The organism is Desulfobacter postgatei 2ac9, assembly GCF_000233695.2.
Lineage (GTDB): Bacteria > Desulfobacterota > Desulfobacteria > Desulfobacterales > Desulfobacteraceae > Desulfobacter > Desulfobacter postgatei.
In genome coordinates, this window is the sequence record NZ_CM001488.1 from 656,584 (window position 1) to 675,477 (window position 18,894).

Annotated in this window: 18 protein-coding genes and 1 pseudogene; 5 read left to right on the forward strand and 14 right to left on the reverse strand. The window is 48.0% G+C overall.

The genetic code is table 11. From position 1 onward, the window contains the following. The 5 genes from DESPODRAFT_RS03050 to DESPODRAFT_RS03070 all read left to right on the forward strand — a co-directional run bounded on the left by DESPODRAFT_RS03050 (position 1) and on the right by DESPODRAFT_RS03070 (position 5,064). Positions 1 to 1,161 carry a DNA-methyltransferase gene (locus DESPODRAFT_RS03050; protein WP_004071216.1) on the forward strand — a complete coding sequence of 387 codons (1,161 nt, stop codon included), beginning with the start codon at positions 1 to 3 and terminating at the stop codon, positions 1,159 to 1,161. Positions 1,162 to 1,220: 59 nt separating this feature from the next. Beyond that, entirely contained in the window at positions 1,221 to 1,694 is a 474-nt protein-coding gene (locus DESPODRAFT_RS03055; protein ID WP_004071218.1) for a hypothetical protein, read from the forward strand. 322 nt (positions 1,695 to 2,016) lie between these two features. Next, entirely contained in the window at positions 2,017 to 2,517 is a 501-nt protein-coding gene (gene tpx, locus DESPODRAFT_RS03060) for a thiol peroxidase (RefSeq protein WP_004071220.1), read from the forward strand. A gap of 150 nt (positions 2,518 to 2,667) precedes the next feature. Continuing rightward, complete coding sequence (locus DESPODRAFT_RS03065; RefSeq protein ID WP_040015812.1) at positions 2,668 to 3,456, forward strand: DUF4197 domain-containing protein; 789 nt, start codon at positions 2,668 to 2,670, stop codon at positions 3,454 to 3,456. A 24-nt stretch (positions 3,457 to 3,480) separates the two neighbouring features. Continuing rightward, positions 3,481 to 5,064, forward strand: coding sequence for an MBL fold metallo-hydrolase RNA specificity domain-containing protein (locus DESPODRAFT_RS03070; RefSeq protein ID WP_004071224.1), 1,584 nt, complete (start codon positions 3,481 to 3,483; stop codon positions 5,062 to 5,064). Between the two features lie 90 nt (positions 5,065 to 5,154). Here the strand turns inward: DESPODRAFT_RS03070 and DESPODRAFT_RS03075 are convergent, their stop codons facing one another. The 14 genes and pseudogenes from DESPODRAFT_RS03075 to DESPODRAFT_RS03145 form a co-directional block, all read right to left on the reverse strand. Further along, on the reverse strand, positions 5,155 to 5,790 hold the full coding sequence (locus tag DESPODRAFT_RS03075) for a MotE family protein (RefSeq protein WP_004071226.1): 636 nt from the start codon (positions 5,788 to 5,790) through the stop codon (positions 5,155 to 5,157). Then, a pseudogene (fliJ, locus tag DESPODRAFT_RS22025) lies at positions 5,777 to 6,235 on the reverse strand (flagellar export protein FliJ). The gene DESPODRAFT_RS03075 and the pseudogene fliJ overlap by 14 nt, the downstream one beginning before the upstream one ends. Before the next feature lie 3 nt (positions 6,236 to 6,238). Further along, entirely contained in the window at positions 6,239 to 7,606 is a 1,368-nt protein-coding gene (locus DESPODRAFT_RS03090; protein ID WP_004071228.1) for a FliI/YscN family ATPase, read from the reverse strand. Next, positions 7,603 to 8,613 (reverse strand): FliH/SctL family protein, encoded by a 1,011-nt coding sequence (locus tag DESPODRAFT_RS03095; RefSeq protein ID WP_004071229.1) that lies wholly within the window; start codon positions 8,611 to 8,613, stop codon positions 7,603 to 7,605. The genes DESPODRAFT_RS03090 and DESPODRAFT_RS03095 overlap by 4 nt, the downstream gene beginning before the upstream one ends. Beyond that, positions 8,600 to 9,613, reverse strand: coding sequence for a flagellar motor switch protein FliG (gene fliG, locus DESPODRAFT_RS03100; protein ID WP_004071232.1), 1,014 nt, complete (start codon positions 9,611 to 9,613; stop codon positions 8,600 to 8,602). Before fliG ends, DESPODRAFT_RS03095 begins: the two co-directional genes overlap by 14 nt. 4 nt (positions 9,614 to 9,617) lie before the next feature. Continuing rightward, positions 9,618 to 11,333, reverse strand: a complete 1,716-nt coding sequence (fliF, locus tag DESPODRAFT_RS03105; RefSeq protein ID WP_004071233.1) for a flagellar basal-body MS-ring/collar protein FliF — start codon at positions 11,331 to 11,333, stop codon at positions 9,618 to 9,620. Positions 11,334 to 11,359: 26 nt separating this feature from the next. Further along, positions 11,360 to 11,656, reverse strand: a complete 297-nt coding sequence (fliE, locus tag DESPODRAFT_RS03110; protein WP_004071235.1) for a flagellar hook-basal body complex protein FliE — start codon at positions 11,654 to 11,656, stop codon at positions 11,360 to 11,362. 22 nt (positions 11,657 to 11,678) lie between these two features. Continuing rightward, the gene (gene flgC / locus DESPODRAFT_RS03115; protein ID WP_004071237.1) at positions 11,679 to 12,176 is read right to left on the reverse strand and encodes a flagellar basal body rod protein FlgC; all 498 of its coding nucleotides are present in this window, start codon (positions 12,174 to 12,176) and stop codon (positions 11,679 to 11,681) included. Positions 12,177 to 12,179: 3 nt separating this feature from the next. Next, positions 12,180 to 12,593 (reverse strand): flagellar basal body rod protein FlgB, encoded by a 414-nt coding sequence (gene flgB / locus DESPODRAFT_RS03120; RefSeq protein WP_004071238.1) that lies wholly within the window; start codon positions 12,591 to 12,593, stop codon positions 12,180 to 12,182. Positions 12,594 to 12,747: 154 nt separating this feature from the next. Then, positions 12,748 to 14,118, reverse strand: coding sequence for a sigma-54-dependent transcriptional regulator (locus DESPODRAFT_RS03125; protein ID WP_004071240.1), 1,371 nt, complete (start codon positions 14,116 to 14,118; stop codon positions 12,748 to 12,750). A gap of 15 nt (positions 14,119 to 14,133) precedes the next feature. Beyond that, a complete protein-coding gene (locus DESPODRAFT_RS03130) occupies positions 14,134 to 16,674 on the reverse strand; it encodes a tetratricopeptide repeat protein (RefSeq protein ID WP_004071242.1) in 2,541 nt (846 codons plus the stop codon). 263 nt (positions 16,675 to 16,937) lie between these two features. Continuing rightward, positions 16,938 to 17,993 carry a sigma-54 interaction domain-containing protein gene (locus DESPODRAFT_RS03135; RefSeq protein ID WP_004071245.1) on the reverse strand — a complete coding sequence of 352 codons (1,056 nt, stop codon included), beginning with the start codon at positions 17,991 to 17,993 and terminating at the stop codon, positions 16,938 to 16,940. Between the two features lie 11 nt (positions 17,994 to 18,004). Beyond that, complete coding sequence (locus DESPODRAFT_RS03140; protein WP_004071246.1) at positions 18,005 to 18,379, reverse strand: response regulator; 375 nt, start codon at positions 18,377 to 18,379, stop codon at positions 18,005 to 18,007. 39 nt (positions 18,380 to 18,418) lie between these two features. Continuing rightward, on the reverse strand, positions 18,419 to 18,880 hold the full coding sequence (locus tag DESPODRAFT_RS03145) for a chemotaxis protein CheX (RefSeq protein WP_004071248.1): 462 nt from the start codon (positions 18,878 to 18,880) through the stop codon (positions 18,419 to 18,421). Positions 18,881 to 18,894: the final 14 nt, after the last annotated feature.

Sequence of the window (18,894 nt, forward strand, 5' to 3'; positions counted from 1 at the left end):
ATGAAAACAACCCATAAACACTATATCTGCAATGCCGCAAAAATGGCTGCGGTGGCTGACCGCAGTGTCAGTCTTGTGGTGACATCGCCTCCTTATCCCATGATTGAGATGTGGGATGAAATTTTTAGCCGCCAGGACGCAAAAATAGAAAAGGCCCTTAAAAAATCCGAGGGACTCCTTGCCTTTGAACTCATGCACCAGGTGCTGGATCGGGTCTGGAAAGAGGTATTCCGGGTACTTTCACCCGGTGGATTTGCCTGTATCAATATCGGTGATGCCACGCGCACCCTGGGGGATAATTTTGCCCTTTACCCCAATCACGCCAGAATATTAAATGCGGCCCAGGCATTAGGATTCACGGCCTTGCCCTGCATATTATGGCGCAAGCAGACCAATGCGCCCAACAAGTTCATGGGATCTGGCATGCTGCCGGCCGGGGCCTATGTTACGTTAGAGCATGAATATATTCTTATTCTAAGAAAGGGGGGAAAACGCGAATTTACCTCTCCTGCCGCCAAGGAAAACCGGCGGCAAAGCGCATTGTTCTGGGAGGAACGAAACCAGTGGTTTTCAGACATCTGGATTGATCTTAAAGGCACCCGCCAGGCCATGGGAAAACAAAAGAACCGAACCCGCAGCGGCGCCTTCCCCTTTGAACTGGCCTATCGCCTGATTAATATGTATTCCGTGAAACAGGATCTTGTTTTGGATCCGTTTCTGGGTACGGGCACCACAATACTTGCGGCCATGGCTGCAGGGCGCAATTGTGCAGGATATGAAATCGACCCCACTCTTTTGGAAAATTTTTACGATAAATGTAATAATTCCCTTGACCAGTTTTCATCAGTCATTCAGCAACGCATAGATCTTCATAATGAATTTGTCCAGGGGCGCCTGGACGCGGGAAAACCCATCAAGTATGAAAATACCCATTATGGGTTTCCCGTGATAACGAACCAGGAAAAAGAGATAGTATTCAGTATCCCGGTATCTGTTGAGCAACAGAATGATGAGAGTATGGTTGTCAATTATGCTCTCCCGTCTAAGGAAACCTCGAATGTCTTCGCTGCAGCCACAAAGACTGCAACTGTGGCCGGAACCTCTGGCGTAACCTCCCGGATGGACGGACTTTTATTTCCGGACTTTGACAAAAAGCGTTGAAAACTTTTTTTTCAGTGTGTTATGAAATTAAAGTTTAAGATAACAACGGAGCTTAATCTATGGAACTAAAAGTACATCAGGAAAAAATCATAAAACAATTGATCATGCAGGAAGAAATGCTTTCAAAACTGTACGGATATTTTTCTGTACAATTCCCTGAATACAGTAAATTTTGGGATCGCTTGTCAAAAGAGGAATACAGGCACGCAAGATTGATTCAAAAATTGTTGGTTGCCGCTAAAAGAGGGAAAATCATCTTTGATGAAGGCAAAATAACGACATATAGTCTGAACGCATTCATCTCACGACTCGAACAGATTCTGCAGAAAGCTGAAAATGTTGAATATAACATAAAAACAGCCTTGATATGTGCAGTGGATTATGAAAATTCCCTGATTGAAAAAAATGTATTCACCCATTTCGATTCACTGAGTGATAACGTAAAAGGCACATTGAAAATTCTTCACTCAGAGACAATGGATCATATCGAGTCAATCAAGAAAGTTCAGAAATCCGTGGCGGAAAACAGTTAATCCAGGCTGTTTGTCAAATCAGACACGGTCTGCCATTTCACTGAACGATTTGCCCAGGTTTACTATGGGCGGATAAGCTTTCCAGAAACCTGCATTTTTCCTCAAATCAGGCAAACTCGAATCAACACCCATACCGCGGTCCCGGCCGTTATAAAAAGTGCGTCTGCATCTTTCATTTATGCGGCTTGGTAAACTTGAAATAACACAGAACGCCATTATTCTTTACAAATGGACGGGATGGCGGATATTATAATACATAATTTCCCAGGTCGATATTTGATCATTTAAACAAGACGCGTGAAACCAAAAAAGGAGAACATTTATGGGATCTATTACACTTGGCGGAAATCCGGTAACTTTGGCAGGTACTTTTCCGAAAACCGGTGAAAAGGCAAAAGATTTTAACCTGGTGGGACAGGATTTGTCAGAGGTCAAACTCTCTGCGTATGCCGGTAAACAGGTGGTGCTCAACATTTTTCCAAGCCTTGACACCCCCATATGCGCCACAGCTATTCGTAAATTCAATGAAACAGCCGGTACCAAAGATAATACGGTTGTCCTTTGTATCTCAGGGGATCTGCCCTTTGCCCACAAACGGTTCTGCGTTGCCGAAGGCATTGAGAATGTTGTGACCGCGTCTGCCTTCCGTAATCCGCAGTTTGCCCTTGACTATGGTGTGGCCATGCAGGACGGCCCGCTGGCCGGCCTTACTGCCCGGGCCGTTGTTGTTCTAAATACGGCCGGTGAGGTGGTTTATGCCCAGCTTGTCCCTGAGATTAAACAGGAACCTGATTATGAATCTGCGCTGGCTGCCCTGTCGTAATCGGTGAAAAAATAGAACGGGTAACCATCCGGAAAAAGCTGAAATAAGAATTTTTCGGATGGGCTAATCAATACCTTATGTTTTGTTGTGGGTTGAGCCTAGGTGATAGACCAGGGCCAGCCCATGGCTGTTATAGGAGAGGCGTTTAAAATGTGTAAAAAAAGAATCAGCGTTTCAGCCGTAACTATGGTTTTTGCCTTTGTTCTGGGGTTTCAGGCACCTACTTTGGCCGGAAATTCTCTGCTGGACCAGGGCGCTTCATTGATTAAATCCATGGACAAGAGCGGCAGTAGTGAAAGCAGTGACAGTTCTGATGGTTCCAGTTCAAGCGCCGGCACTCTGACCAGCAGCGAAATCATTTCCGGTCTTAAGGAAGCGCTGGAAACAGGCGCCGGAACCGTTGTCAGCCGGTTGGGCACTGAAAACGGGTTTAATTCCGATTCCAGCATTCATATCCCTTTGCCTTCCTATCTTTCCAAGGCGCAGACCTTGATGGATAAGCCCGGGCTGGGGTCCTATGCAAAAGATCTGGAACTGAAACTGAATCGGGCTGCCGAGGCGGCTACTCCCAAGGCCAAGGCATTGTTTTTAAATGCCATTTCCCAGATGTCCTTTGATGATGCCACAAGTATTCTGAATGGCGCAGATGATGCCGCTACCCAGTATTTCAAGGAAAAAACCTCTGACGATCTCACCGAGGCCTTTACCCCGGTGATAGAGAATACCCTCGAAGAGATCGGGGCAGTTCAATCCTATAACCAGATGATGGGAAAGTATAAATCCCTGCCCCTGGTTCCCGATGTAAAGGGCAATCTGGTTGATTATACTGTTGAAGAAGCCCTGGACGGCATTTTTTATTATCTGGCAAAGGAAGAAAAGGCTATCCGGGAGAATCCGGCGAAGCAGACTACAGCATTGTTAAAAAAATTATTTAACTGATTATTTGGATAAAGGGACGAATCTATGGTTGAAGTTGGATTTTTCGGAGCGGCAGGCGAGGTGACCGGATCCATGCATATGCTGGATACAGGCGTTGATAAGATTTTATTGGACTGCGGCATGTTCCAGGGCCGAAGAAAGGAGAGCCGGGAGAAAAATGAGAATTTTCCCATAAACCGGTCACAAATCACCAATATGGTTCTTTCCCACGCACACATTGATCATTCCGGCCGGATTCCGCTGTTGACAAAAGAGGGGTTTTCCGGCCGGATCATCACCACCCGCCCCACTAAAGACGCTTTGGATTACATGCTTTTGGACTCAGGGCATATCCAGGAATCGGATGCCCTGTATCTTAACTATAAATCCCTGCGCTCGTTTCTGTATCAGGCTGAGCAGTCCAAAACCAAACATCAGATTTCCAACAAGGAAAAAGCCAGGATCAAAAACTTGCTGAAAACAAGTCCCCATGAACTCAATGTGGAGGCCATTGCCGCACTTCACAAGGAGTACGGTCTTGATATGGTGACGCCGCTGTATACTCAGGAAGATGCTATGGAGTCCCTTTCTTTTATTGATGGATATCCTTTTGGCTCGGAGGTGATGATCGGTACGGGAACCACTGTGAAATTTTATGTGGCTGGTCATATCCTCGGGTCTGCCTTTTCTCTGATTACTGTGAACCCGGAAAACGGCGGCAAACCCCTTAAGATACTTTTTACCGGTGATGTCGGCCGGTTTGAAAAACCCATTTTAAAAGATCCCACCCTGGAATTTGATGAAGAGGACAGGGAGATTGACTTGATGATCATTGAAAGTACCTACGGGGACCGAGATCATTCCCCGGTAGCGGATCTTTCCGGCCAACTTAAAGACACCCTTATGCGGACAATTGACCGGGGGGGCGCTCTTCTGATTCCTTCTTTTGCCTTTGGCAGAACCCAGGAGCTTATTTACATTCTTCACCAGTTGTATGACTCAGGCACTGTTCCCAAAGTGCCTGTTTATGTGGACAGTCCTCTGGCATCAAATATCACAAAGGTCTTTGGAGAACATCCGGAAACCTATGATAAGGAAACCCATAAAATATTTTTGGAAAAGGGTATCAATCCCTTTTATTTTAAAAATATTAAATTTGTTGAGTCCGTGGAGGAGTCCATGCGCGTCACCCAGGATAACACCCCGCACATCGTGATCTCGGCATCAGGCATGTGTGAGGCGGGCCGGATTCTTCATCACCTGCGTTATAAGATCCATAATCCCAAACATACCATCCTGATGGTGGGGTATATGGCCAACCACACCCTGGGTCGGCGTATTGAAGAACTGGGTCTGCAGGAAAACAGGACCGCAGACAAGGCACCGGAAGTCAAAATTTTGGGGAAATCCTACCCTTTAAGGGCACATGTGGAAAAAATCGGCGGGTTTTCCGCCCATGCAGACCGCCATGAACTGATGAAGGTGGTTGCCGGATCGAATCTTCGGGTGAAAAACATTGCCGTTGTCCACGGTGAAGCTGAACAAAGCCAAGCCTTTGCTCGTCGCCTCAACGAAAAAGGATATAATGCCTTTATTCCCAAACCTGGCGACAGGTTTAAATTAAAGTAATGATTTTGGTTCCAGGAATTCTTTTTTTGAACCGATGGTTACAACAGTGTTCGGCACGGCAGAATAGTATCTCTTCTGTCGTGCCTGAAATTATCCCCGTTTTTTAAAGGCCAGGCGTTCGCTGATTTTTGCGGCTTTTTCCTTCTCCACAAAAGCCAGGATCTGGGAGGCGGACACCTCGCGCATTCTTAAGAATATTTCATAGGCAACAGAAAGTTCCATCTTATTGACAATTTCTGCAGCCGCTTTGGGTTTCATGCTGGCATACATTTTCACCAGACGATTCATTTTTGCCTCAAATGCGGCATCTTCTTCCCGTTCTTTTGCTGTTTTCTTCTTTTCAAGTCGTGCCATATCCTCTTCAATCTGCTTTTTCAAGGCCGTCAGAGAGGCCAGTTTTTCGTCAATCTGGGCTTCGTAGGTCTCCAGGTCCTTTTTTTCTTTGGCAAGTTTTTCACTGGCCTCAGCCACGGCTTTTTTTTTATCTTCAAGGCCCTGGAGAACGACCTTGGCAGGGTCTGGACACTCTGGACACTCCGGGCACTCCGGGCATGGTGAAGATACTTCTTCCTCTTTTTCACCGTCAGCCGGTGCCTTTTCCGGTTTATCTTCTGCCCAAACCGATGCGGGTTGCTCCTCATGTATATATGAAATACCAATAAAGGCTGCCGTTACCAAAAGCAGACTGACCAAAAGTCCGCTTATCCAGCGTTTAAATGCGTTCATTGTTCACCTTCCTGGCCGTTCTCAAAGATGTGATTTCATCCAGGTTCTTTTGCTCTTCCCGGAGCATTTTATGGGTATATTCCCGGGCCTGTTTTTCCCGTAAGCGCTCCAGGGCTTTTTTTTCAATGGTTCTCTGTTTAAGGGCCTCCCGCTTGTCGTCCAGAATCTTTTCAAGTTCGGTTTTTCTGGTGTGTTCAAGCATGATCATCTAATCAACCGCTGTAATAAATTGCCTGTACCGGTTGAATTGACCTGCACCCATCCCTTTTTCCACCAGGGCGTCAAGCTGGTCCGTTGCCGTTATTCTGTCATTTTGCAACTCCGCTATATGCTGTTCACAGGCCAGGAGATCGCCCACAGCCTGTGCCATTGACTGCTTGGCGACCTGCTCAAGATGCCGTTTATACTTTAAAAGGCTTTGCAGTCTGAACTGAAATTTTTTCATGGCTTAGGCCTGATTCTTTTTTGTTCCAGGCGGCGGGTCCTTTATTTCCAGCGCTTTTTTCAGACCGGCTACACTGGCCCGCATGTCCATCTTTTGGCCAATATTCTGGCGCAACAGCCGGTTAATGCCGGGCATCAGTTTCCTGGCCTGGTCCACATCGGGGTCGGAGCCGTCCACATAAGCACCGATGCTGATCATGTCCTCTGCGTTTCGATATGCCGCCATAATCTTGACGGCTTTGTCCCGCATCGCCATGTGGTCGGGTTTGCTGACATCCCGCATGACCCTGGAAACACTGGCCATGACGTCAATGGCCGGGTAGTGCCCACGATTGGCAAGATCCCTGGATAAGACAATATGTCCGTCCGTTATGGAACGGACCGTATCCCCGACCGGGTCGTTCATGTCATCGCCTTCCACCAGAACCGTATAAATTCCTGTTATTGAACCGCCGTTTTCAAGGACTCCGGGACGTTCAAGAAGAATGGGAATCTGAACAAAAAAAGAGGGCGTATATCCTCGGGTGGTCGGCGGCTCGCCGGCAGCCAGGCCCACATCCCTGGAGGACATGGCAAACCGGGTAATGGAATCGAGCATGAGCAGTACATCCTTTCCCTGATCCCTGAAGTACTCGGCTATGGTGGTGGCCAGATAGGCGCCCCGCATGCGGGTCAACGGCGGAGAATCCGATGTGGCTGCCACCAGGACAGCCCGTTTAAGCCCCTCTTCTCCCAGGGTCTCCTCCACAAAATCCTTGACTTCACGGCCCCGCTCCCCAATAAGCCCGATCACCACCACATCCGCACTGGTATGCTTGGTCATCATGCCCATGAGCACACTTTTTCCCACACCGGAGCCGGCCATGATGGCCACCCGCTGTCCCCGGCCCAGGGTTATCATGGAATTAATGGCCCCGATACCGACATCAAGGGGATCTTTGATCATTTTTCGTTGCAGAGGCCCCAGGGGCTTTCCATACAGATAATAGGAACTTGAGCCTGAAATAGGGCCCTTATTGTCAATGGGATTTCCCATTCCATCCAGTACGCGTCCGAGCATCTCATCGCCCACCGGCACCATGGGGGAAGAGCATACCGGCACAATCCGGCTTCCCATGCTGATTCCCCTGATATCACCAAAGGGCATGAGCAGCGCTTTTTCTTGCCGGAAACCCACCACTTCGGCCATCACGTCCAATCCATAGTCATTGATTATACGGCACACACCCCCCACGCCAAGGCCTAGGCTGTCCCCTTCGGCAATCAACCCGATCACCTGGGACACCCGGCCTTCGGGGGTTACGGTTCGAACCTTTTCCACAGCCCTGGCATAAACGGAAAAATCCACTTTTTTAAAAAAATCGCTCATCATACCCCCGCCTGGGCAATGGCCTCATAAACCGCCTTAAGTTTGGTTTCCGGATCCGTGGCAATGCTGGCTCCGGCACTTTCAATGCGACATCCCCCTTTGGGAATCATGGCGTCGGTATTCACCGTAATATGCGTCAAGGAGCGGACCGACTCAAAAAAGACCTCCTTGATCATTTCCACATATTCATAGTCTTCTTCGGCCACACTCAAGGTGATTTCCTCCGGGGAGGCAAGCTGGGACAACGCATCCAGGATTGTGTTTTTGATCACGGTATCGTCCGAGTCCAGTTTGGCCATCACCACTTTCCCCGCAATCTGGCAGACAAGTTCTACCAGCTGAATTTCGTATCGGGCCAGCATGTTTTCCAACATCTGGTCTGCGGTTTCCAATGCCTGCCGAAAAGGATCCAGGACCTGGGTCATTTCCTGGACAATCTCCTGTTTTCCGACATCTCGCCCCTCTTCCAGTCCCTTTTCAAAACCAGCGGCTTCGCCTTTGGTAAATCCGTCGGTCTCCCCCTGTTTAAATCCCTCTTTCCGGCCTTTTTCCAGCCCCTCTCCATAGCCTTTGGCATGACCATCTGCCAGCCCTTTTTCAAGTCCCTGGGCCATACCCTGTTCATAGCCTGCGGCAAAGCCCTGTTCTTCCGGCGTCGGTTCATCTTCGGGCTCATCAACGTTCTGGGTTTCCTCTAAGGGGGCGCACATCTCCTTTTTTACATCGGGTTTATTCGTAACCACATCCGCACCCTGGATCAAAGGTTCGAACAATTCTTCCTTAAGCTTTTTGGTCACTCTATAGACAGCCTCAAACCCACCTTCTTCCCTTTGAATTTCCAAAGGATCAAACAATAGTTTAAATCGATTAAAATCAGGTTCGGTATCTGGTTTCTTAAGAGAGACCTCGTCATCAAAACTGTCGAGGGCCCCCACATCAATGGGCTTGAATCCATGATCCTGTGACAAAAAATTCCCCTCGGTATGTTCTTCTTGATCAGACAAGGACATCATCCTTTCCTTTGCCCAGGGTTATGGTGCCGTCCGCCTCAAGCTCCTTAGCCGCCCTGACAACGGCCTGCTGGGCTTCTTCCACCTCTGTCAGGCGAACAGGACCCATGGCATCCAGGTCGTCCTTGAGCATTTCACCGGCTCGTTGGGACAGGTTGGCAAAGATCTTGGCCTTCATGTCTTCGGTGGCGGTTTTCAATGCGTAGGTGAGTTGCTGGCCTTCCACCTTCTTGAGAATCTCTCTCATGGCAGTATCATCCACGTTGGTCAGATCTTCAAATACAAACATGAGTTTGCGGATCTCATTGGCCATTTCCGCATCATCTTCTTCAACATATTCCATAACGGCATCTTCGGTGGATTTGTCCACACCATTGATGATATCCACCAGGACTTCTATACCGCCTGCCTTACCACCTGGGCCGACTGCACCGCTGAGCTCATATTTTAATGCCTTGTCCACGTCCCTGACAACGTCTTCGGAAATCTGGCCCAAACGGGCAATTCTCATGGCAATGTCGCCTTTAAGTTCATCCTGCAGATTCATTAAAATTTCCGAAGCAATTTCTGCAGGCATATGGGCCAGGATCATGGCTATGGTCTGGGGGTGTTCACCTTCAATATATGCAGATAAAGTACCCGTATTCACATTCCGGCTCCATATAAAGGGTCTGGCCTGTTTCTTTTTTTCCAGGTCTTCGAGAATGGCTTTAGCTTCCTTGTCCTTGAGTGTCGCGGTGACCACATTCTTGATAAAGGAGTCCCCTTCAACAATCATCTTGGGTTCGCCTTCATATTTGACATTGAAATCAGCACACACAACCTTGAGCATGTCAGGTGTAATCTGGTCGACCTTGGACATTTCAAAGGCAACCTCCCCGATCTCGTGTTCTTTCATTCTTGAAAACACCTGGGTTGTGTATTCTTCTCCCATGTACATGAGAAATATTGCCGCCTTTTGATAACCGTTCAGATTTTCCGGATCAATTGTTTTGGACATGGAATTACCCCTCCTCTTCTTCCGCTACTTCACTGAGCCATCCCTTGATTATATTCACGGTCTTGAACAGATCTTTTTCAGCATAATATCTGGCTTTGTCCTGGGCATTCATATTGGCTATATATGCGTTCCGTTCTGCTGCGGTCATTTTCTGGATGAACTCTTCCTTTTGTTCCTCGGTCATGGTTTCAAAGAAGTCACGCTGCTGATTCGCATTCATCTCAACAAAGGAAGGTTCCTTATCCTCTTTTTCAAGCAGGGTAAGTTCTTCCGGTGAGGGTAACGCTTCCTGTTCTACCTTAATTTTGATGTCGCGAACAGTTTTTATGATAGGCCGGATGATGAAAAGGAACAATACAAATACCAGCAGTAAATTGGCAATAAGACGTCCGTATTCCTTCTGGACCATGCGCCAGCCGGTCAATTTTTCTTGGGTGCCCTGCATATCATCGATGGAGGCAAAGGGGAAGCACTCCATGGAAACCTGGTCGTTGCGCTCCTCATTATACCCCATGGCCCTGCTGACAATACTTTGAAACTGCTGCATCTCCTCGGCAGACCTGGGCATATATACCCGTTTGGTGTCGCCGTTGTTATCCGTCTGGAAGTCATACTTACCGTCAATCACGGCTGCAACCGAAAGTCTTGTAAGTTCGGCCATGGGTTTCTGGGTTTCCCTGACCCGGCGGCTGATTTCATAATTGACAGTATCATCACTCTTATTGACCCGCTCCCGGTTTTTATCGCCTGCCTCATCTTCATCGGTGATGGGGTTGACCGAAGAAGGGATACCGACTTCCTCGTCAAGCTGGAGTATCTTTTCAGCTTTGTTTTTCCGGCTGCGTATGAATTCTCCGCCCCGTTCAAACGGGTCATAAACTTCTTCATTCATATTGTTTTTGGAAAAATCCATTTCCGAGGTCACCCGGACAATGGCTTTATCCGTACCTACGATGCGCTCAAGCATGGTCTGGATTCTGCGTGTCAGGTTCTCTTCAAACCGAACTTTATACTGATACTGGGCATCTGCAAGGCTTTCTGCATCAATGCGGGCCTGTTCTTCTTCGGATTTTCCCTCAAACAAAATCCGGCCGGCAGTATCCACAATGGTGACCAGTTTGGGGGTCATATCCTGGACGGAAGAGGCTACCAGATGTGCAATGGCCGCCACTTCTTCTTTCTGAAGATCAGCGACCAGTTCCAGCAGAATGGATGCCGAAGGCTGTTTGGTCTCCTCCACAAAAACCGACTCCTTTGGCATCACGATCATTACCTTGGCATCCTTAACAGCATCAAATGCGGCAATGGTGCGCGCCAGCTCCCCCTGAAGTGCCCGCTTCTTATTGATTTTCTGCACGAACTCGGTGGTGCCGAATTCGTTTTTATCAAAAATCTCGTATCCAACCCCGCTCCCTTTGGGAATCCCTTCCTTGGCCATGGTCAGCCGGACATCATACACCATCGCATCCGGCACCAGAATCGTGGTTCCGTCACCGGTCAGGCGGTAGGGCGTCTTGGAAGCTTTTAATGTCTCCACCACAGCGGCGGCATCTTCCTGGCTCAATCCTGAATACGCAGTTTTATAGGGCATTTTATTGGCCCATACAAACATGGTGATAAACCCTGCCACCACCACCAGGACAAGTCCGCCCAGGAGGATTTTACGGATCATGCTCATCTGTTTGAACATGGTAATGATTTTTTCAATTACTGGATTCATTTAAGCGGCTCCTGCTCTGCAAGGGATTATACCTGCATACGCATCACTTCGTTATAGGCACTCATGGCCTTGTTCCGGACCTGTGCCAATACTTTAAGGGAGGTGGAGGCTTTGCCTAACGCCATCATGCCTTCATGAATACCAAGCCTGCCTTCAATGACGGCTTCAACCGACTCATCTGCCACATGCTGATTATTATTAACTTCCTGGAGGGCTGATTCCAGCCGTTCCATAAATTCGGGGCTTTGCTTGGCTGCCCGGTTCGCCACGGGTTCCCTGTACAAGGAGAGTTTGCCGGGGAGTTGTGTTTTTATTTCATCCATTGCTTCACTCCTTTACCTAAAATTATCTACCTATCTCAAGGGCTTTGCTGATCATATTTTTTGTGGTGGAAAGCGCCGTGACACTGGCCTCATAACTGCGACGGGCCACCATCATGTCTGAGATCTCGGTTAAATGATCCACGTTAGGCATCTTCACATAGCCTGTATCCGGATCTGCATCGGGGTGAGCCGGGTTGTACACCAGATGAAAATCTTCCTGGGATCTGACAATTTGATCAACTCTTACACCTGTGCCGTTATCCGGCTTTTTCTCATCCTCAAGCTCAATGGCGGATAATTCAATCCCGCCGGACTGCTCTTTTCGAATTTTTTGCTGCACCACACTTTCAAAAGAGTCGATATCGTCGCCTTTGAAGACCACCATTTTTCTACGATAGGGTCCGCCGTCTTCGCTTCTGGTGGTATCGACGTTGGCCAGGTTTTCAGCAATGACATTGAGCTTCATACGATGGGCCGCAAGGGCCGTTCCGCTGATTTTTGATGCATTCATTAAATCCATGGATTATTTTCCTCCCTCATCAATGGCATAGTTGAGTATGGTCATTTTACGCAGCAGCATCTCGGCCGTGGACCTGAATTTTATATTGTTCTCCATCAGATTCATCATTTCCGTATCAATGTTTACCGAATCCAGGTGGTAGATATCCACATCCTCGCTGTTCATGCCCTTCATTTGCCCGTTTGCCCCTTCAATATTGCCGGGCAGATGTTTTTCATTGGTTTTTTCCAGGTAATCCGGTTCGGGTTCTGCCATGGCCCGTTTGAGTGCAGTTTGAAAATCTATATCGCTGGGCGTATACCCGATGGTATCCATGTTGGCGATATTGCCTGCGATCAGGTTATGGCGCCGGGTTGAGATGCCCATGCTTTTTGCGATCATCTCGTAGGTGTTCCCGAAAATTCTTGAATCGGCCATTTTAACCTCCGTTTTTTTAATTGACGCTCCGGGTCAACCACAGGTGGCATTGTCCCTGATATCCGGGTTAGATATCCGGGCAAGGGCGCCGGAATATCAATACTGCAAACGAAAAAGCAAATTTCATGCCTGAAATGATAAACAAGAAGAATAATCAGAGAGGCTCTTTGTATTCGTTTAGCTTATTGCGAAGGGTTCTGACACTGATCCCCAAAATTTTTGCCGCATGGGTCCGGTTCCCCTCGGTTTGATCCAGTGTTCTGAAAATCATTTTTTGTTCCATCTCTTTAAGGGAGCCTGCGGAAAAGTCTTCATCAGTAAAGGATTCTGCGTCTGTATCTTCAAAAAGAGCTGTTTGTGCGTCATTATCCATGAGCAGATCAGAAGCGGTGATCATATCGGTTTCTGCAAGAAGGACAGCACGATGAATAACATTTTCAAGTTCCCGGACATTGCCGGGAAAGGAGTGGTTATGGAGCACGGAAAGCGCATGCTCCGTCAATCCTTTGACATATCTTGCGTCAATCCTGCAGTATTTTTTTATGAAAAAATCGCATAAGGGCAGAATATCCCGCCTGCGTTCCCGTAAGGGAGGGATAATCAGCGGAATGGTATTGAGGCGGTAATAGAGATCTTCTCTGAACTCCTGATTTTCAACGGCCGCCTTGGCATCCCGGTTGGTGGTGGCGACCACCCGGACATTCACATCCACGGGCTGGGTTCCTCCCACCCGGTCCACCACCTTTTCCTGGAGTACCCGTAGCAGTTTGGATTGAAGGTGGAACTGCATCTCCGTAATTTCGTCCAGAAACAGGGTCCCCTTATCAGCCAGTTCAAATTTACCGGCTTTCCTTGCCAATGCGCCGGTAAAAGCCCCTTTTTCATGGCCGAACAATTCGCTTTCCAAAAGGTTTTCCGGCAGGGCTGCGCAGTTGACGGCAATAAAAGGCTGATGCCGGCGGGCGCTTTTCTCATGCAGAAATTTTGCAAGCAGCTCCTTGCCGGTGCCGCTTTCCCCCTGGATGAGCACCGATGCCGACGAATCCGCCACCCGGGCGGCAAGTTTAAGCAGATTCTCCATTCTATGGTCTTTAGTAATGATTTGAACCGCTTTATGCTGAACGGTTTTTTCCTTTTCAGCAGGCAAGGGCGAAATGGCTGCGGCTAAAGATTTTTTAACGCTGAGTTCAAGCTGTCTTAGGTCAACCGGCTTGATCAGATAATCCATGGCACCGTGCTGTATCAGGCTGACGGCATAATCCACCACAGGATCCGGGGTCAGGATAATGGTTTTTGGCACACCTATATCTGAATCAGCCGCCTGTTTAAGGAAATCCAGAGCTGAGAATCCCGGCGTACCATCGTCGGCCACAACCACCGCAGGTTTTTGAGAAAGCAGGTAGGTGAGCGCATCCGAGCCTTCCGGAACGGCATCAACCAGAAAACCCATCCCCTCGAACAAGTCGGTATATGTCATTCGCTCTTTGGGGTTTTCAATTATGAGAAATAATCGCTGTCCAGGCACGTTGCCAAAGCATCCTTATGAATTTATCATTTTTTCCACCAGCTCGATAGTACTCAGGCGTTGCCGGGCAAGCCGGGCCCAGACCGAGTCGTAAGACTGTGCTACCTGCTCAAAGGTTTTTTTCGCCTTGTCCAGCACATTGCCTTTCTGGTAAGCGTCCCCGAGCAAAAAACCGATATTGGCCTTGGCCTGGTCTCCTTCGGAAAAATCAAAGGCTTTGGCAAAGGCATTGGCTGCCTGGCCATAGGCTTTCATTTCCAGGTAAGTTGAACCCAACGTTTTATAAGCACCTGCCAGTATCTCGTAATTTTCGCCGGGAGATGCGGCGAACGCCTTCACCGCACGGGCCTGAAGTTCGGATGCCGTCTTCAAGTCTGACTTTTTCTGGTAAACACCGGCGCGAAGCATGAGTATCCGTCCTTTATCCAGCGTATTCTCCTCCGCCTGATACGCAGAGACAAAAGCATCATCCGCCTTTGAAGCGTTTCCTTTTTCCAGATAAATCTGCCCGACCCTGGTCAGCGCCTCTACCCTGTTTTTATGCGTTGGAAATCTTTTTGCAAAGGTGTTTAATAGGTTTAAAGCATCCTCGTCCCTGCCGGACTCATCCATGGCCTTGCCCAGTCCAAACAGCAATAAAGCCGGCCGCTCTTCCCTTTTATAAAGTTTATATGCAGAAATCAACTGATTAAACGCCTCTTCATACAGATTGGCCTGTAAATATGCACTGCCCACATAAAAGGGAATCAGTTGCCCCCCCATTTTTTTTATCTTCAAGTGTTCTTTTTCATACCGCATCAATACAGAGGTATATCCATCGGCTTTCAACTGTTCTTTGAACAAAGCCTCATAGGCTTTTTGCATTAATTTAACCGCCTCGTAGCGCAACCCCTTGGGATGTGTGGACAACAGGTCCTCGATTTCCTGGATGCACTTATCATACTCACCATTCTTCTGATAAATTTCAGCCAGGCGCATCATGGCGATCCGGGCATAGGTATTTTCAGGGAATTGAGTCTTGATCATTTCGTAAATATCAATCTTTTCAGCATCCGTTTTTAAATACCTGGCAAGCCCGATGGAGGCATTGATATATCCTGGGGAGTCCGGATATGTTTTTCGAACCAGTTCATACAGCTTGATCGCCTTTTCTTCCTGATTCTCCATCCCGTAGGCATCCCCGGCCTTGCTTAAAGCCATATCAGGGGCTTTAATATCGGGAAAAAGATTCAACAGCCGGATATAATTCTCCCGAGCGCCTTTACTTAAGCCCAATTCAAAATTGGCATCCGCCGTGTATTTGAGCAGATCAGCAGATTCATAAACCTTTTTTACATCATTTTTTATAACATAATTAAAAACACTCAACGCGTCATAATACCGAAGGTTTTCAAACAGTGCCTTACCATAACCTATCCCTGCATCCGATATATATCCGTTGCTTATTTTTGACTCAAATACCTTTTTATACAGATTCAACGCTTTGTCGATATACCCTTTGTCATTATAAATTTCGGCCAGATGATACTCCACCTCAGGCATGCCGGAATAGTCCGGAAAGTCCTTGCTGATGATATCAAAATATCCTTCGGCGGTAGCGTTGTTGTGCAAACGGGTATGAATCAGGCCCATGGCCGCATAGGCAAAGGGAAGATAGCTTGATTTGGGGTAGGCGACCATGGCGTCCTGGAACATGCGTTCTGCATTTAAAAGCCCTTTATGGTCATCATTGTCAACATCCATAAAATTGACATAAGCCTTTAAATAGTAGACCTGCTCCATGCAAAGGGGATTTTCTTCAAACAAATACTGTTCCAGGATGGCACCGGCTTCTTTGTACAACTGTTTTTTAACCAGAAGCATCGCATTTTCGACCGCCTTGGTCTGGCAGCCCTGCAACGGGTCCTCGCCCCGGTACATATCACTGATATCTCCTTTAAAACGACTGGCCTGACGCTCTGGGGGTATATAAAGCGGTGGCTCCTTGATTCTTTCATCCGCTTTAGCCGGGCGGGTATCCTTTTTTTTGACGCTATATTCCGTTGCCGGAGTTGACGCCTGTTTTCCCGGTTTGGAAACACCCTGGGTTAAGGGTTTCTGGATAGTCGCCGCCTGCGGAACAGGGGGGGCTTTGTGACGGGGCGCCACGGCTTTATTTAAAACCACGGTCAATCGGTTATTGGCGGTATCGAAAGAGGATTTAATCTTTTCTTTACCCGCGTACTTGCTTGTCAGCATCAAGGCGACAACGTTGCCTTCAAGGGTTTCCACATGGACGGATTCAAGGTTAGGATTGTCCTTTCCGGCGATGACAAGCCCTTTGCTAAGAGTTGCATTCTTAATGGCCACAAGGACTTCCCGTTTTCCGATACGGATAACTTTTACAGGGGCTTTCCCGGTCATATTAACCGTCACGGAGAAGGGATTGTCTTTGACGTGGATTGATTTGACGACGGGGTAGCCGGCCATGGCGGATCCTGCCGGCATGAACACGCAGAACAATGCAGCCCAGGCCGCTGATAAAACCTTCAGATATGTGAGGGTTGATTCGCTCATGACATATTTTTTCCAAAAGGGTTCATGGTTGGAGAACTAAAAAAGCAAGTAATATGCCATACCTATAATTATCCATGATATCAGATTAAACGGCCTTTAAAAAGCATGTCCGGCAAATGAATTTACAAAGAACAGCCATGGGGCTGACCTGACATATCAACTGCCAGGCATAGCCCACAACAAAGTTTGAAAGATCAGAGTAACGTACCCAGACTTTCATATAAAAAGTTTAGAGCGGGTGTGGGGATTTGCGGCGGCAGGTGTCAAAAAACCGGCATCTCATCTTCCGGTTCAATATCCATCTTTTTTATCTTCTCAACCAGGGTAGTCCGGTTCATTTTCAACATTTCGGCGGCTTTGGCCTTTACCCATCCGGTTTTATTCAGGGCGTGGGTAATTAAAGACTTTTGATATGATTCCACGGCCTCATTAAAACCGATGTTATTTTGGAATACGCCGGCCACACAGACCGGAGTAACATTTGCCCTGGCACCGGTCATACAGCCCGGCAGATCGGCTATGGTGACGGTATCTCCCTCCACAAGGACGGACAGCCGTTCCACCAGATTTTCCAGTTCCCGGATATTTCCAGGCCATTCATAGGTCGCAAGCACCTGTTTAACTGAATCGGGAAAGGCCTTGGGCATGTATTCGGCATTGCGCCGTGCAAGACCGGACTGAAAATGGGCCACAAGAGGCATGATATCTTCAGGGCGTTCCCGCAGGGGAAGGATGTTGATGGGGATCACATTAAGGCGGTAATACAGGTCTTCCCTGAATTCGTTATCCTCAATGGCTGCGGTCAGGTTTTTGTTGGTGGCCGAAATTACCCTGATATCCACCGCAATGGTCTGCGAGCCACCTACCCGCTCGAACCTTCTTTCCTGCAACGCGCGCAACAGTTTGACCTGGAGATCAGGACTCATGTCACCGATTTCATCCAGAAAAATAGTGCCTTTATCGGCAATTTCAAAGCGACCGATTCTTGTCCGGTGGGCACCGGTAAATGCACCCCTCTCATGGCCGAACAACTCACTTTCAAGAAGCTCGCTGGGAATGGCCCCGCAATTGATTACCACCATGGGGCCGTTTTTTCTTGCTGAATTTTTATGAATGGCCCGGGCAATGAGTTCTTTGCCTGTACCGCTTTCTCCTGTGATAAGCACCGATGAATCAGAGCGCGCAACTTTACGCACCCGGTCGAGTACGGCCATCAGTCCTTTACTTACGCCGGCAATCCCGCTGCGGTTGAAGCCCGATACCTCTTTGGGCGGGGCTTCAACAGATCCTGTTGTTTTTTCGGCTGTAGCTTGGGCCATGAGTACCTGACTTATTTAAGGATCTTTTTGAGTTTGTCGGAAATGCCCTCTGCTGTAAACGGCTTGACCACGTAATTGGACACCCCGGCTTGTACGGCTTCAATAACGTTTTGTTTCTGTGCTTCTGCCGTAACCATCAGGAAAGGCGCTTTCTTGTACTGATCGCTGGCACGCACCTTTTTCAGCAGTTCAAGCCCCGTCATTTTGGGCATGTTCCAGTCAGAAATAATCAGATCAATCTTCTGGCTTTCAAGGACATTCCACGCCGTTGTTCCATCATCGGCCTCCACCAGATTTTTAAAACCAAGTTGTTTTAAAATATTCTTCAGAATACGGCGCATGGTCGCAAAATCGTCAACTATCAAAATCTTGATGGATGTGTCCATTGCCACATTCTCCTTCTTAATTGGATTAAAACCCATCTTCTATCTTTCAAAACATACCTCAATTGTAAATTTTCCACCATCGATTTGAAAAGGGATCGCGATTTTAGGGCCGTTCCCATAGTGTCTGATGGTATGTTTTTTCCCAGTGATCACTGATGGTATGGCCGCTTTAAACACCTTGCCCATTTCATCAAGTTCCCGCCGTGCCTGTCCGGAAATCATATTTGTCAATTCCCCGACGGCATCGGCGATATCTTCGTTGAGCCCGTCTATTTTTTCTCCGAACATGTTGGAAACAACCGTTAAAATGCATTGTTTCTCAAAGGTGACGGCAATGGTTCCGTGGGCGACGCCGGTCAGTCCCAGGACACCGGTCACATCACCCACGGCGATATTATCTTTTTTCAGATAGGGTTTTCCCGCCGAAACCGTAACAAAAGCCATTGTTTCAAGTACGTTAATGGTTGCATTGATGAATGGATTTATCAGTGTGACGTCCAAGTCCGACACCTCCA